Annotated in this window: 1 protein-coding gene; it reads right to left on the minus strand. The window is 46.1% G+C overall.

Translation table 11 applies throughout. From position 1 onward, the window contains the following. Position 1: 1 nt before the first annotated feature. The gene (locus ACQVGS_RS12855; RefSeq protein ID WP_491831819.1) at positions 2 to 16,483 is read right to left on the minus strand and encodes a non-ribosomal peptide synthetase; all 16,482 of its coding nucleotides are present in this window, start codon (positions 16,481 to 16,483) and stop codon (positions 2 to 4) included. Between the last annotated feature and the right edge of the window lie 65 nt (positions 16,484 to 16,548).

The following is a 16,548-nucleotide window of genomic DNA, read 5'->3' on the forward strand; positions in this document are numbered from 1 at the left end:
CCTATAACAGTTGTTGTATCGTTGTGCTGTCTCCCGGGTGATAGCTTCGCAGTTTCTCAATGGCGGAGCTGTGAGTTTCCGGATACACCTCAATTGTTTCGTCATTCTGTCCTGAGTCATTGCCCGTTTCGCAGTCTGCCATCTTCATCATCACAAGCTGTTTCAGCGGCCCCCCGAGCAGCAGTTCCAACGCTTCCATCGCTTCAGGGGCTTCAATGGAGCCTATGCCCGCCTGCGCCATTCTTCGCTGATAATCAGGTGAGGAAACAACACCAATGCTGCCCCAATAACTCCAATTGATCACAGCTACTGTACAAGGCCATACTTGTGAAAGCCGATGAGCAAAAGCATCCTTAAAGCTGCAGCCGGCAGCATAATTGCTCTGTCCTGAAGCTCTTGCAAATGATTGTACGGAAGAGAAAAACAAAGCAAAGTCCAACGGCTCTTTCTGGAAGACTTGAGCCATTTGCACACTTACATCCACTTTTGCAGAAAGAACATTTCTGAAACGTTCCTCGTCCATATTCATCAGGCTTTGGTCTTGCAAAACAATGGCAGAATGAATGATTCCGTTGATTTCCCGATGTATTTGTTTGATGGCTGCATAAGCGCGTTCCAAGTCCTCTCGATTTGCGGCATCAGCTTCGATGTAAAACGGAGCCGGCCCTAAACGCGCAAGTCTGTCCAGCTTGCTTTGAATGGATGCATCTTTTGTTCTTCTGCCAATCCAAACGACATGCGCTTGGTATGTTCGAATCACATATTCGCTCCAAGCTTCTCCAATTCCGCCCGCACCGCCTATGACCACATAAACGCCTCCGTGTTTATACTTGGTGTGCACAGGCTGATTGCTGTGTACAGGGATCAGACGCTGTTTGTGCCAGGTTTTGTTCCGATACGCCCAAGTATTTCCCTCTTGGTCGAAAGGCAGGGAAAAGATTTCAGCCACCGGCCAATCCTTATTTCGATCTACATCGATCAGTTTTGTCTGCCAATTTGTATATTCTTTTGCCATCGAGCCGATCAGACCGTGAAGACCGGCATCAATTGGATTGACAATGTCATACTGACCAACACATTGCGTATTCGCTGTCACGACCGTCCAGCTTATCGTCTTCTCTCCACAGCCTAAAGAAAGCATCGCCTTAATGAGCCTGAACAGTTGCATAACGCTTTGGTTTTGGGCTTCAATCATGTCATCACCGATTTCGTACTCCGCAATATGGGAAGGAGAAATCCACACAATATGGCCAAATGCCCCTAATGCTTCAAGCTCGTTTGCCAACTGATGAATAGAATCATGCGGCTTGATGTGCAGCTCTTTGGCAAGCGGGAACTGTCTTTGTACAGCGTTTCTGCTGTTTTCATCCCCACCTAGAATGACAACACGCTCATCAGCAGACGGAATGATCCTGCTATTCTCCGTTTGCACTTGATCCCATACCGGCGACATTAGAAGCGCTCCATTAAGAGACGCCTTGCTGTCAGATGGTTTTATTTTTTCCGGGCGTTGTATGTCTTCTTCTATCACTCTTGAGGAGATGCCCTTGATTCTTACACATACCTGGCCTTGTTCATCACATAGATCAATATCCAGCCGTTGTATTCTGTCCTCGTTTGGACGCGAGGCGACAGAGACCCACATGTTTTCTGTACATGGGCTGTATACCTCAAGCTCCTGCAGTGCAAAAGGCAATGAAAGCTGTTCATCTCCGGAATTCAGCTTTAACCCGATCGACGCCTGTAAAGCAGAATCCGTCATACTCGGATGAAGTACAAATTCGTTCAGCGTTTGAGATACTCCAGACGGCAGCGAAAGCTCTGCCAACGCTTGATTGCGGCCAATGTAAAGGTGCTGTATTCCTTGAAAACCAAGCCCGTATTCTATGCCGATCGCTTTAAATAACTCATAGCACTGTTCATTTGAAAGTATGCTTTGACTGCATTGCGATTGCAGCGCGCTGATATTATGAGAAGGAATGTTTCCTGCTTCTCTTATCTCAACATTGCCCTGACTGTGTACCTTTCGTGCGCCCTCACCGTCTTCTGTAAAAATTTCAAAAGCAATTTCAGCATCGTGCTGAGGTTCAAGACTGATATGCACTTGGACAGGATGACCGTCCGCCACAATCGGCTGCACCCAAACAACATTTTTTATATGAATGACAGATTGATGATCTTTGAGCCCTCGCACTGCCTGCGAAATGGCTGCATGCACCATCTCAAGATAAGCGACCCCCGGCATGACCGGTTTTCCCTTCACCTTGTGGTCGTTGAAAAAGAACTCAGCGCCTGTAAAGATTGAGCTGAAACGCTGCTCTGTCAAATCAGAAGTGTTGGTTTGTACTAATGGGTGCAAAACTGCTGTATCGACAGTTTTTGTCGGTGCCTTTTGTGTGATTGCCTCCTCTTTCATATCCGTTATCCAGTAGCGCTCTTTTGCAAATGGATAGGTCGGCAAGCTGATACGGTTAGGCAGTTTGCCGCTATACAGTTTGTTCCAATCTATTTTTAATCCTGCTACCCATAATTCAACCAGTTTTGTATAAACTCCGGGTTCCCAGTCATTTTCGAGTGTTTTCTGAATGTCTTCGTCTGACATGAGTGTCTGTAATATCCCTTTATTCGCCCTGCCTCTATACATGTTCGTCGCATTGGTTTGTCCTTCTATAAAGAGGTACAGTTTCTCCAGCAAATCTTGAACCGAGACAGCGATAATCCCTAATCTCTCCTCCATTGCATCGCGCCCCTCTTGAAGTGTATAGGCAATATCAACGAGATCACGATCGGAGATTGAATGTTTGCTGATAAAATCCGCCAATTGCTGTGCTTGGTCCTTCAGGCGATCTTCTTCCTTTGCCGACAAGACAAAGATGCCCGGGTTCTGTGATGTCACTGCTGGCGCTTGTTCAGATGGAGCAGTTTCTTTTGGAATATATTCCTCAATGACCACATGGGCATTGACACCGCCTATGCCAAATGAACTGACTCCGGCTCGGCGAGGCAGCTCCCGTCCGTTTTCATCCCGCATCGATTTCCATTCTCTGGATTCCTGCACGATATAAAATGGGCTGTCTTCCAATCTGATATACGGATTGATCGTCTCACTGTGCAGACTTTTTACCAGCGTTTTGTGTTTTAGCTGCAACAGGATTTTGATGACACCGGCTACACCGGCTGCGAGCGATAAATGGCCGATGTTTGTCTTCGCTGAACCCAGTCCGCAATGGCTGGCATGAACAGAAGGATCTCCCGTTTTCTCGTACAGTTCTTTAAATGCAGCCTTCAGCCCGTTAATTTCTACCGGATCGCCAAGTTCCGTTCCGGTTCCATGCGCTTCAATATACGTCACAGTTCTCGGATCGATTCCCGCCTTCATATAAGCGGTTTTTACGACTTCTGCCTGAGCCTTCGGATTAGGAGTCGTCAGAGAATTCGCGCGGCCTCCGTGATTTACCGCACTTCCTTTGATCACACCGTAAATATGATCGCCGTCGCGTTCCGCCGCCTTTAGTTTTTTCAGGAAGAGGATGCCTGCACCTTCACTGACCGCAAATCCATCGGCTTTATCAGAGAACGTTTTGCATTTTCCTTCTTTGCTCAGAGCCCCTGCTTTATCGTAGGCAATGTGGCCTTGCGGTGTTACAACCGTGTTGACGCCTCCCGCGATCGCCATTTCACAGTTTCCAGCTTCAATTGCACAGACTGCATGATGAATGGCGACCAGTGAGCTTGAACATGCCGTGTCAATCGGTTCGCTCGGTCCATGAATGTTCAGAAAATAACTGACTCTATTCGGTCCGGCAGAAGGACTCATATTAGCAGCTGCAGAGCCTTCGATATCTACATTTGAGAGAAGAGAGCTGTATCCCGTGTTTCCAGTACCGATGAATAAGCCCGTTTTGGTTCCTGATAGGCTTTGGGCTGAATGTCCCGCTTCTTCTATCGCTTTCCAAGCATAGGTCATTAATAGACGCTGCTGAGGCTCCATCTGCTCAGCCTCCAGCGGAGAAATGCCGAAGAACAACGGATCAAAGTCGGCTACTCCATCAATAAAACCGCCCCATTTGACGTTCGTTTTATTTGCTTCTTTTAGCGGGTCTCCGTAGTACTCACGCCAATCCCAGCGGTCTTTTGGAACCTCTGTTATACAATCTGTCCCTTCTTTCAAATTCATCCAGTACTCCTCAACATCCTTTGCTTTTGGGAAAACTCCGCTCATCCCTACAATGGCAATAGGTTCGGGCTCAGGCGCATGCTCGGCTGCCTTCTTCACTGGCAGCTCCTTTGGTTTGCCAAAACGGTTTTCGGTTGAAAACCTGATGTCTTTCATGGCTTTTTCCGCAGGCTGTACAGGCAGATCCTCCTTGACAGGTACTGCAAATTGCGCCGAGAATGTATCTTGATATTCTGCTGATAAATACGCGGCAAAGGCAGAAACAGTTGCATGCTCAAAGAAAATTGTAGGGGCCAGATCCAGCTTGTATTGTTCATTCAATATATTAGCGAATTCAGTTAAAGTGATTGAATCAAATCCATATTGATTGAACTCCATATCCGGATCAATCTCTTTAGTTTTGATTTTGAGCAATTGAGAGATTGCTTGCTTTAAAATGTCTTGTATTTGGTCCAATAAGCTGTCTTGATCCATTCTTGCTATCTGGGTCACCGGTTCTTGCGCTGGTTTATTCGGAACATCTTCAGAAGGCGGCTTTTGAGACAGCTTTTCTCTCATCATGTCTTTGATACCTTCCATGACAATGACGTTATCTTTATCAAAAGCCAATCCTTTATAAAGTGCCTGAATGCCGGTTTCGGTTCGCATAGCCGTAACGCCCGTATTTTTCATTGTCATTTTTTCAGTTTCTTTATTTACACGCATGCCGCCCTCTTTCCACAGCGGCCAATTGATCGACAATGTTTGGCCGTGTCTGTACATGGCGGTCACAAGCGCATTACGATAAGCAGCATAGCTGTCCATAAATGCATTAGCCATTGCATAATCCGCCTGTCCCGCGCTGCCGGTGATACTAGATATGGAAGAGAAAAGGATAAAGAAATCTAACGCGAGATGCTCGGTTGCCTTATCCACATTTACGAGCCCTTTTACCTTAGGAGCGAGGACCTGCTTAAGTTCTTCATTTGTTTTATTCATGAGATAGTTGTCTTTAAGCAGTCCAGCACTGTGAATCACACCATGCAAGTCGTCATAATCAGCTGTGATCCTTGTGATTAACTCGGACGCAGCCTCCGTTTGAGTCACATCAACCCGTCTGTACTCTGTACGAGCACCTAAACGCTGCAGTTCGCTAAGCTGTAATTGCTGATCAGCGCTAAGCGCGGACCTGCCTGTAAGAATCAAAACAGGCTGTTTGACTTGGCTTGCAATTTCTTTCGCAAAAATAAATCCAAGTCCTCCTGCGCCGCCTGTGATGAGGTACACACCCTTATCCCTCCACGGCAATCTGATTTCACGGTCAGGCGTATGAATTTCATTTAATTCATTGATGTACCGTTTGCCTTTTTCATATTTAATGCGCTGATCTCCTGCGTTTCTTTTATTCTCTTGGACTATCTCTGCGATCCTATTCATAGTTTCGTTTGTATCGATTTCAATCGTCTGGCCGATCAGCTTTGTATTCTCCAGCCCGGCCGTTTTAAGGAGCGCCGAAAGTCCTGAGAAAGAGTAATGCTTTCTTTGCGCTGAGGTAAGCATTTGGATCAGAACATGGCCTTGCGGCTTGCTTTTGAGGATACTCTGTATCGTCTCAAGCGCTTGTTCGGCATAATCTTGGAATCGCTCTGCCAGACCCTCCCGATAAGACTCTAATACTATACATTCCGCTCCTTTGAGCTTTGATTCAATACTGTCTTTTGAGAGTCCGTTCATTTCACAAAGCATGATAATATGCCGTTCATATTCTGGTTCCAGACCGTCTTTGTCGATCTCCTTAGACATCCATTTTTCCTCAAACATCAAAGTTTCCATTGTTTGGTCAGACTCTGCTGATCTAGGGTCGCTTTCTGCCGCTCTGAATGACAAACCTTTTAACCGTACGCAAACATTGCCGTTCTCATCTAAGATATCGATATCCCGTTTTTGTACCTTATCAGTCGCTTTGCTGCCTTCACTGAATCTGGCGTATACCCACATGTTCGAGGAGCATGTCCCGAAGACTTCAAGCTCTTGAACCGCAAAAGGCAGCGTCAGCCGGTTATTTTCTGCGCCTGTCAAAATGCTGGATGCCTGTAAAGCGGAGTCCATCAGACCCGGATGCATGCTGAATTGGCCAATTGTATCTAAGACAGAAGGATGCAATGACAATCTTGCCAATACAAAATGTTCAGCTGTATAAATCTTTTCTACACCGCGATAAGCTGGACCGTAGTCAAAACCAATCATTTTATAGGTGTCGTATACTTCGTTTACGGAGAAATGAGTTTGCTGACACTTCTTGCGCAGGGATGCTACATCAATGACCGGCGTATCCGCAGCAGGATGTAATTCAGCCCCGCCTTGACTGTATACTATTGGTTTGTCACCGGCTATTTCCGGGTTGCCGTAGATTTCATACGTAATGTCACCATGCTCCTCCGGAAAAAGCCTGATGTGTACTTGCACCGGCTGCTCCCCGACTACAATCGGCCGCACCCACACTGTGTTTTTGAGCGTAATGCGATACTGACCGTTTTGTACCTCGGCAGCCTGCTCAATGGCAGCCCGCGCCATTTCAAGATGGGCCACTCCCGGCAAGATCCGTTGGCCTTTGACAACATGATCTGCAAGGAAAAACTCTTCTCCCGTATAGATTGAGCTAAACCGCTGTTCCGAGAGATTCGAAGTGTTTTGATGCATTAATGGATGTAACACAGATGCGCTGATGTGAGATGCTTTTTTGTCGGCTTCAAGGCTTCCCCTATTTGCGACATAATCAGAAATCCAGTAACGGTCTTTCGCAAACGGATATGTCGGCAAGCTAATGCGATGCGGCTCATTCTCGCCATACAGCTTCGCCCAGTCCACATCAAGCCCTTTCACCCATAATTCCAGCAATTTTGCATACTTTCCGCGCTCCATCCATTTTTCAACCGCTTCTTGAATTTCTTCATCTTCCGTCAGCATTTGCAGCGTTCCTTTATCAATCCGCCCTCTATATACATCCTCCACATTATTTTTGCCGGCTGCATAGTCTTTTAGCTTGTCTTGCAAATCCTCAATTGACCCGGAAATGATCCCCAGCCGTTCTTCCATCGCGTCTCGCCCGGCTTGCAGCGTATAAGCAATATTTGCGAGATCTTCGTCTTTGTAAATATGCTGGTCTAACGCTTCAGCCAGCTGCTGTGCGTATTCTTTCAGTCTTGCTTCATTTTTAGCTGATAGGACGAAAATACCTGGATGTTCAGAAGTGATCGACGGTATGTTGCCAGCGTCCGCCTTCGGAATATATTCCTCGATGAGCACGTGGGCATTTACCCCGCCGATACCAAATGAACTGACGCCTGCACGGCGAGGCAGCTTCTGCCCCTGCTCATTCTGTAGCGCTTTCCATTCTTCTGTTTCCCGAACGATATAAAATGGGCTGTTTTCAAGCTGAATATACGGATTGACAGTCTCGCAATGGAGACTTTTCACTAAGGTTTTGTGTTTAAGCTGCATTAAAATTTTAATAATTCCTGCTGCACCGGCTGCAAGCGATAAATGACCGATGTTTGTCTTCGCTGAACCAAGGCCGCAATAATGATTGGCAGAAGTGTCTCCTTCTTTTACACCCAGCCCTTTAAAAGCCGCTTTCAATCCGTTAATTTCAACCGGATCTCCAAGCTCCGTACCTGTTCCGTGCGCCTCAATGTACGTCACCGTTTTGGGATCGATTCCCGCCTTTTGGAATGCCGTTTGAATGACTTCCGCCTGGGCCTTCGGATTAGGCGTCGTTAAAGACGCCGCACGCCCCCCGTGGTTCACTGCGCTTCCTTTTATCACCCCATAAATATGGTCTCCCGCTTCCTCGGCCGCTTTTAACTTCTTCAGAAACAGTATGCCGGCTCCTTCCCCATGAGCAAAACCATCAGCTCGATTTGAGAACGTCTTGCATTTGCCTTCTTTGCTCAGGGCACCCGCTTTATCAAAGCTGATATACACCTCAGGCAGAATAATCGTATTAACGCCGCCGGCTAATGCCATGTCACAAGTGCCTTCCTCGATTGAGGAAATGGCGTGATGGATCGCTACCAATGAACTGGAGCACGCCGTATCAATAGGTTCACTCGGCCCATGCAGATTAAGGAAATAACTGACACGATTCGGACCGACTGACGGGCTCGTGTTAGCTGCCGCTGACCCTTCTATTGCCGAGTTCGCTTTAGATAAAAGAGAACTGTATCCTGTATTTCCCGTTCCGATGAATACGCCTGTTTTTGTGCCTGACAGACTTTTTGCCGAATACCCTGCATCTTCAATCGCTTTCCATGCATAAGTCAATAATAAGCGTTGCTGTGGCTCCATTTGTTCAGCTTCACGCGGGGAAATGCCAAAGAATAATGGGTCGAATTCCGCAATGCCGTCAATAAAACCTCCCCATCTTACATTCGTTTTATTGGCTTCCTTCGCAGGGTCCCCTTCATATTCGCGCCAATCCCAGCGGTCTTTCGGAATTTCCGTCATGCAGTCCTTGCCTTCTTTTAAGTTCTTCCAGTAGGCATCCACATCTTTTGCCATAGGAAAAATGCCGCTTATTCCGACGATTGCGATTGGCTCGGGACCGGATTCACTCTGTATGGTTCCCGGCAGCATAACCGGCTGCTTTCGGCGTCTTTTTGAGGTGACATGTATGGTTTTATCCTGTTCAAATGCAGGCTGAGCCTGAATCTTTGACCTGGTCCGTACAGCAAATGTTTTCGCAAATACCGCTTGATATTCTTCTGACAAATGCTTGCCGAACTCATGGATCGTCGGATGGTCAAAAAAGACGGTTGGCGTCAGCGCCAGTTTATATGCCCGATTGATATGGTTGGTGAATTCAGTCATAGAAATGGAGTCAAACCCATACACCGTCATTTCGGCATGGTCATCAATCGTTTCAAATGGAACCTTTAATAGCTTGGCGACCTCCCGCTTTAACATCGCCTTTACTTTATCCAGCAAACTCCCTGTGTCAATGCTCTTTGCCGGTTCAGTCATGCTTTCTGTTTCCCTCTTTTCAATAGGTGCTGAGGCTGTTTTTGACAGCATGTTTTGTTTTATCTTCTGAACGTTGCCTTCCATCACCATGACCTGGCTTGCCTCACTATTGAACGCTTGATAAAAAGCCTGTATGCCTTGTTTTGCTTCCAGAGGAACAATTCCGGCCAGCTGCACAAGTCTTTTCTCCGTTTCACGATCGACCTTCATGCCGCCCTCTTTCCATAATGGCCAGTTTACAGAAAGCGTTTTGCCATGCCGCTGACCGTGTTCGGCTAGCGTACTGCGGTATCCGGCATACATATCCATAAATACATTGGCTGCCGCATAGTCAGCCTGACCAATGCTGCCTAAACTTCCCGAAAGAGATGAAAAGAGAATGAAAACATCCAATGCCAAATCTTTGCTGGCTTCATCCAGGTGAACGAGTCCTTTTACTTTAGGCGCCAGCACATCATGCAAATCTTCTGCTGATTTCTTGGCCAAATAGCTATCTTTAATAATTCCCGCGCTATGAAGAATGCCATCAAGACGGCCATGTTCTTTCTGGATATTGTTCATTAACTGGTACACTGCGATTTTATCGGCAACATCCATTTGCTGATAGGTGATCTCGGCCCCTATGGCGCGAAGCTCTTCAATCTTCCCTCTTTTATTATCATTCAGAGGTGAACGGCCCGTCAGAACGACTGTCGCATTTTTCGTTTGTTCAGCAATTTCTTTTGCGAACATAAGGCCTAAGCCACCGGCACCGCCTGTGATGAGATAAACGCCGCCGTCTTTCCACGGCATGCTGATGTTACGGCTTGCCGCTTTCATTTCACTCCAATCTGCAATAAATCGTGTACCGTTTTGATATCTGATATGGGTGCCGCTGCTTATTTGATTTTCTTTCAGTTTGCGGGCGATACTTTCCCCGCTTTCTTCACTGCTGATTTCAATCATTTGTCCGGTCAGCTTAACCGTTTCTAACTCGGCCGTTTTCAGCAGCCCTGTCAATCCAGAAAACAATTGCTGCTCGCCTTCTGCGGAGGTCACGATCTGAATCAGAATATCTCCTTTCGGTTTCTCGCGAATCAGCGCTTGCACTTTTCTAAACACCTGTTCCGTATACGAATGAAAACGCCCATCCACTGAAGCAGGCCTTGCTTCCAGGATGAAGACATGGACATGCTCCATTTCTGCTTCGATCTTTTTTCTCATGTCCTGATCACATTCACAGAGGAACACGAGATGCTCTGCATATTCTTTATCCGCTTTTCCGCCAGCCTTTTGTTCTTTCCAAACGGGCTGAAGCAATAAGGTTTCTGAATGTGATGATTCTGTTTGTATGTCAGCCTCCATCACTCTCGTCGAAAACCCCTTCATCCGTATACAAACGCTGCCATGCTCATCGCATAGATCAATATCAACTTTCTGTATCAGATCGCCCGGTTTATTTTTTGAATTAAACTGAACATAAACCCACATATCAGAAACGCATTCATGAAAGACTTCAAGCTCCTCTAAAGCAAATGGCAGTGCAGCTTTAAAGTCTTCACTGTCAGAAAGCTCCGCCCTGGTGACGTTTTGCAAATATTCAGCCGCCTGTAACGCCCCATCCAATAAACTTGGATGAAGAGCATAATCGGCTGCTGTATGAGAGACAGATCCCGGCAGCGATAATTTGGCAAGCAGCTGGCCGTCTCCTTTATAAACGGTCTCCACACTCTTGTATCCGGGACCGTAATCGGCTCCGATCATGCCTTCATAAAATAAGGAGGTGTCCATCAAGCCTTGATTACATTGATTCTTTATCGCCTCTAGATCCAATACCTCCGCATGCTTTGGCTGAAATAATTCCGCTATGCCCTGGTTATATACAATTGGGTCTGCGTCAGCGGATTCCGGTTCACCATACATCCGATAAAGAATATGTCCGCCGTCTTCATCATAGAGTCCGATGTTTACTGTAACCGGCTCATCTCCCGCTACAACCGGACGCATCCAAACCACATGTTTCAGGCGGATTCCGGATTCCTCATCATCTAAACCGCCAATTCCTTGTTCTATAGCGGCTCTTGCCATTTCAAGCGTGACAGCTGCCGGCAAAATCGCCATCCCTTTAATGATATGCTCAGCAATAAAATACTCCTGTCCTGTGAAGCTGGAGCTGAACCGCTGCTCCGATAAAACAGATGTATTCTGGTGCACCAAAGGATGCAAGCGTGATGGTACGGCTGTTTTACGATTGCCCGTGCTGATGTCAGGCCAATACCGTTCTTCAGCAAAAGGATATGTCGGCAGACTCATGCGGCGCGGCTTCGTATTCGGGTAAAGATGGCGCCATTCAACCTGAAAACCTTTGGCCCACACTTCGGCAAGCTTTTTCAGTTTGCCTTTGGACATCCATGATGCAACCAGTTCTTCCGTTTCCTCATCTCCAAGCAAGAGATCAGCGGATTTCACTCGCGTTTTTTCTCCTTGAATACAGCCTTCTGTCAACGGTTGTCCATTCACAAAACGCTCCAGCTGCAGCTTCCATTCTTCCAAATCGCTCGCCATAAAAATAACTCTTGTGTCCATCGCCTCCCTGCCGATCTGGAAGGTGTATGCTAAATCCCTTAAAGAGTGTTGTGTCAGATCATTTTGACTGACAAATGTCAGCAGTTCCTTTACATATGCTTGCAGCCGCTCCCTGTTCTTTGCCGATACCGGAATGAGGTACGGAGGATTTCCTTCGTTATCCGCTCTTGTATCTTGGGCATTTTCATATTGTTCGAATATGGCATGAGCGTTCGTTCCGCCAAGCCCAAACGAGCTCAGAGCTGCCCGATGTACACCTTGATTTTTCTGTAATAATTTTCGTTCGCGGACAACATAAAATGGAGAGCTGTCAAAGTGAATATTAGGATTCGGCTCCTGGCAGTTGATAGTTGGCGCAAGTTCGTTATGAGATAAGCTCATGGCAACCTTAATGCAGCCGGCTAACCCTGCGGCAGTATCCAAATGTCCGATATTGGTTTTCACCGAACCGATGCCGCAAAATTGTATTTTGTCCGTGTATTGCTTGTACACTTTGTTTAAGGCAGAAATTTCAATAGGGTCGCCTAATTTAGTCCCTGTACCGTGTGCTTCAATGTAGCTGATCGTTTCAGGATGGATATCGGTTTCGTCCAATACGCTCTGTATGACCTCTGTTTGGCCTTTTACGCTAGGAGCATAAAAGCCGGCCTTATCAGCTCCGTCATTATTGATTCCTATTCCGCGCATGATGGCGTAAATATGGTCTCCGTCTCTTACCGCATCCACAGCTTTTTTCAATAGGACGACAGCTACACCTTCTCCTCCAGCCATTCCGTCAGCTGCGGCGTCAAATGCCTTAACATGCCCGTCACTTGAAAAATTCAATCCGTTTTGATGCACATAGCCTATTCCTGACTGCGCGTGCAAGGTTGCGCCTCCAACAAGCGCGTATTCAGATTCACCAGCTGTTAGGCTTTTGTACGCTTGATACAAACCTACTAGTGAAGAAGAACAATTGGAATGAACAAAGTAGCTTGGCCCCTTTAATCCGAGCTTGTGCGAGATCATCGTCGGGATCGTTCCGCTTTGGGCTAATACCCATGAGACATAGCCATCCGGAGATTCATGTCCTTCTGTTCTCTCCTTCGGCAATAACGTTCTGTAGGAATTGTTGCTTGCAGACATATACACACTTGTTTCCGGAATCTCTTTTGCCACATAGCCCGCATCCTCAATTGCTTTCCATGAATGCAGCAATAAGAGACGGAGCTGAGGGTCCATAAACTCAGCATCTTTAGGAGAGATCTGAAAGAAACCTGGGTCAAACAAATCTTTTCCCTCAATTACAGATTGCACAGGAACGTAATCAGGATGTTGAATTAATTCTTCAGGCACTCCATTTTCTCGCAGTTCTTCTTTTGAAAAAAATTGAATACTTTCCTTGCCTTCTTTGATTTGATTCCAGAACTCATGATGATTTTTCGCCCCCGGAAACTGGCAGGAGATTCCCACAATGGCAATACTGTCTTCAAAATACGGCGGCAGCGCTTGCTGTTCCGTTTGTTTCACCCTCTTCACATTCTGCTTGCTTTCATTTTGAGGAATGGCCGCCGTATCTGTGTTTTTCATTTCAATAATGTATTGGCTGATGGCCCTGATATTGGCGTACTCGAACAGCTCCGTTACACTGAATTCACAGTCAAATTCTTTTTGGATTCGTTCCGCCACGGCCACGGCAAGAAGTGAATCGCCTCCCACATCGAAAAATCCGTCCTCTGGCCCAAAACCGCTGACTTTCAGCATATCCTCCCAAATGAGCTGCACTTTGCCTTCTACTTCTGATAACTGTAAGTATTGTGTTTTTCTATTATTTAAAATGACCTTCCGATGTTCCAATTCCTTGCGGTTCACTTTCCCGCTTGGTGTTAACGGCATCTCATCCAGGCGGATAAAGTGCGCAGGTATCATATATTCCGGCAGGCTGGATTTCAGGCAGCGGCGCAAATCGTTTGGATCGATAGGCGGATGTCCATTTTGCTCCGTATAATATGCAGCCAGCTTTTTATGTCCTTCCAGCTGTTTGACCACTACTGCCTGATCTAAAATGCCCGGATATTCACTCAGTTTCGTTTCTATTGCACCTAATTCAATTCGGAAACCTCGGATTTTAACCTGGCTGTCAATGCGGCCTAAATATTCAATATTGCCGTCAGGCAGCCATCTTGCTGAATCACCGGATTTATAAAGCTTGGTCCCAGATTCAAACGGATTGTCAATAAATGTTTCCGCTGTCAGGCCGGGCTGGTTATAATAGCCCCTTGCCAATCCGTCGCCTGCGATACAAAGCTCACCAGGTTTTCCGATCGGAACAGGCTTCAAATGCTGGTCCACGATATAAATCTTCGTATTGGATACAGGCTTGCCGATTGGCGTATGATGACTGGCGATATCTCCTGTTCCGCATCCGAAATAAGTCGCGTAAATGGAGGCTTCTGTTGGTCCGTAAATATTTTCAACACGGCAGTTTTTAAAGATCGATACTGCCTTTTTCACCAATTCCTTAGGAAAGGCTTCTCCTGCAACCATCATGTATTTGATTGGTCCTTCTTCAGTAAATTTCCTGTTGTCTTTTGCCGTTTCTAAAAATACATGCAGCATGGCAGGGACAAAATTAACATGGGTCACATGATATTTTTCAATCACATCCATGCACAGCTGCGGTGATTTCTCTTCATCCGGCGGAAGAATAATAAGGCGGCCGTTTCCGATAAACCAGCCGAATAATTCCGATATGGATACGTCGAAAACATAGTTCGTCTTTAATAAATAAGCGTCCCCAGCAGTGACAGGATACTGGGATTCAAGAAAATTCAGCGTATTCATAATGCTCTGATGCTCTACCATGACTCCTTTAGGCTGACCGGTACTGCCCGAGGTGTAAATGATATAAGCGAGATGATGGGGTTTGACTTCTCGTTTCAATCCACTTTTTTGTTGAGCTGTGTCCGTTTGACTGTAAGCCAAATCGATATTGATGACTTTTACATGGTCATCAGTTAATTTGTTTACTTTGTCATGAGCTTTAGATTGTGTAAGGACAATGGACGCTTCACTGTCTTTGAGCATGTACGCTAATCGTTCTTGAGGGAAGTTCGGATCTAGAGGCACATACGCCCCGCCGGCTTTCAGAATCCCTAAAATTCCGATCAGCATATCAAACGAACGCTCTGCACAAATCCCTACCGGTCGTTCCGGTCCAGCCCCCTGTGCCTGAAGATAAATGGCCAGCGATGTGCTTTTTTGATCTAATTCCTTATATGTAAGAGTCTCCTCTTCGAATACGACCGCTATCGCATCGGGGGTTTTTTTCGCTTTTTCCTCAAAAATCTCATGTATGCACTTGTCTTTGGAGTCATTTGTCTTTGTCGCATTCCATTGCTCGAACAAGCTGATTTGTTCTTGATCTAACTGTAAAGAGTATGTTTCAAGTGATAAAGACGGATCGAGAATGATGTGTTCAGTGAGTTTGATGTAGTTCTCCATCATTCTTTCAATGGTAGATAATTCATATATATCAGGGTTATACAGAAGATGAAGCACTGTTTCGTTTTCTTGTTCATACACTTCCAGCGCCAGCTCGAATTCCCCTTCTTGCCGAATGTCTTCGATATATTTGATGCCAAGAGCTTGATATGGTTCCAGCATTTTTTGTAAGCCTGCTGTCTGAAAGAAATTCTGGTAGAGAAAGGCTGTTTGAAAAATCGGAGAATCCGCTGCTGAGCGGTCTACATTCAGTTCTCTTACCAGTGCCGGAAACGGGTATGCCGCATGGTCAAGTCCGTCTGCCACTGTCAGCTGCAGGTCTCGAAGGAACTCTTGAAATGTTTGGGTTCCTATCTCTTTACTCCGAACAGCCATCATATTAATAAAGTACCCGATGATCGATTCAAAACCGTCTTCAGGCCGCCCCATTGTCGGGACTCCCACAATGATGTCCTTTTGTTTTGTATAGTGATGCAGCAGCACTTTATAAATAGAAAGGTACACAACAGATTCGTTCACATAATGAGAACGTGCTAACGACTTTATTTGCTTGCTCAGGTTATGAGGGAGCAAGCTTTTGTAAGCTTGCCCCTTATATTTTTGTGCTGAAGGACGTGGACGGTCGGCCGGCAGCTCAAGAATAGGCAGCGTTCCGGACAGCTGCTCTTTCCAATAAGCGAGATGCTCAGCCCCTTCTCTAGCGCCCAGCATACGATTTTCCCAGTCAACAAAGTCAGGATAATCGGCCGGTAAAGTCTGCAGCATCAACTCTTCGCCTTGCAGCAATTGTTGATACGCCTCTAAAAGCGTCGATATAAATGTCAGCATTGACACACCGTCAAATATAATATGATGAACCGTGATAAGCACAATGCATGCCTCGTTTGACTGATGAAACAGATATGTGCGCATTAACGGACCAGTTTCCAAATGAAAAGGTTCTTTAGCTTTTTCTTTTAGGTAGGGCAATACCTCAGCTGAATGCATAGCTGAGATATCCGCTTCCTCAAAATGAAGAGCCTGCGACGGCTGAACCGTTTGAAATGGAATGCCATTTTCCTCTTGAATCACACTCGTTAAAACAGGATATTGTTTCTGTACAAACAGAAGGGCTTGCTTGAACGTCTCGACATGTAATTTTTTGCTGACGTGAAAGCATAAAGGTATATTATATGCACCCATATCAGGAGACATTTTTTGAAGCATCCATAACCCTTTTTGACCTTCTGAAAGCGGGCTATTCAACTGACGCTTCATGCTTTGAAGATGTTCTTCTACCTCAGTAATCGTTAATTCTCCTGATCTGTAGGCATCGAGAATTT

It is taken from the genome of Bacillus sp. SD127 (assembly GCF_058566445.1).

Bases quoted from the DNA above. Each gene is read 5' to 3' on its own strand.
- ACQVGS_RS12855 (WP_491831819.1), bottom strand. From the start codon at position 16,483: ATGAAGCGTCAGTTGAATAGCCCGCTTTCAGAAGGTCAAAAAGGGTTA.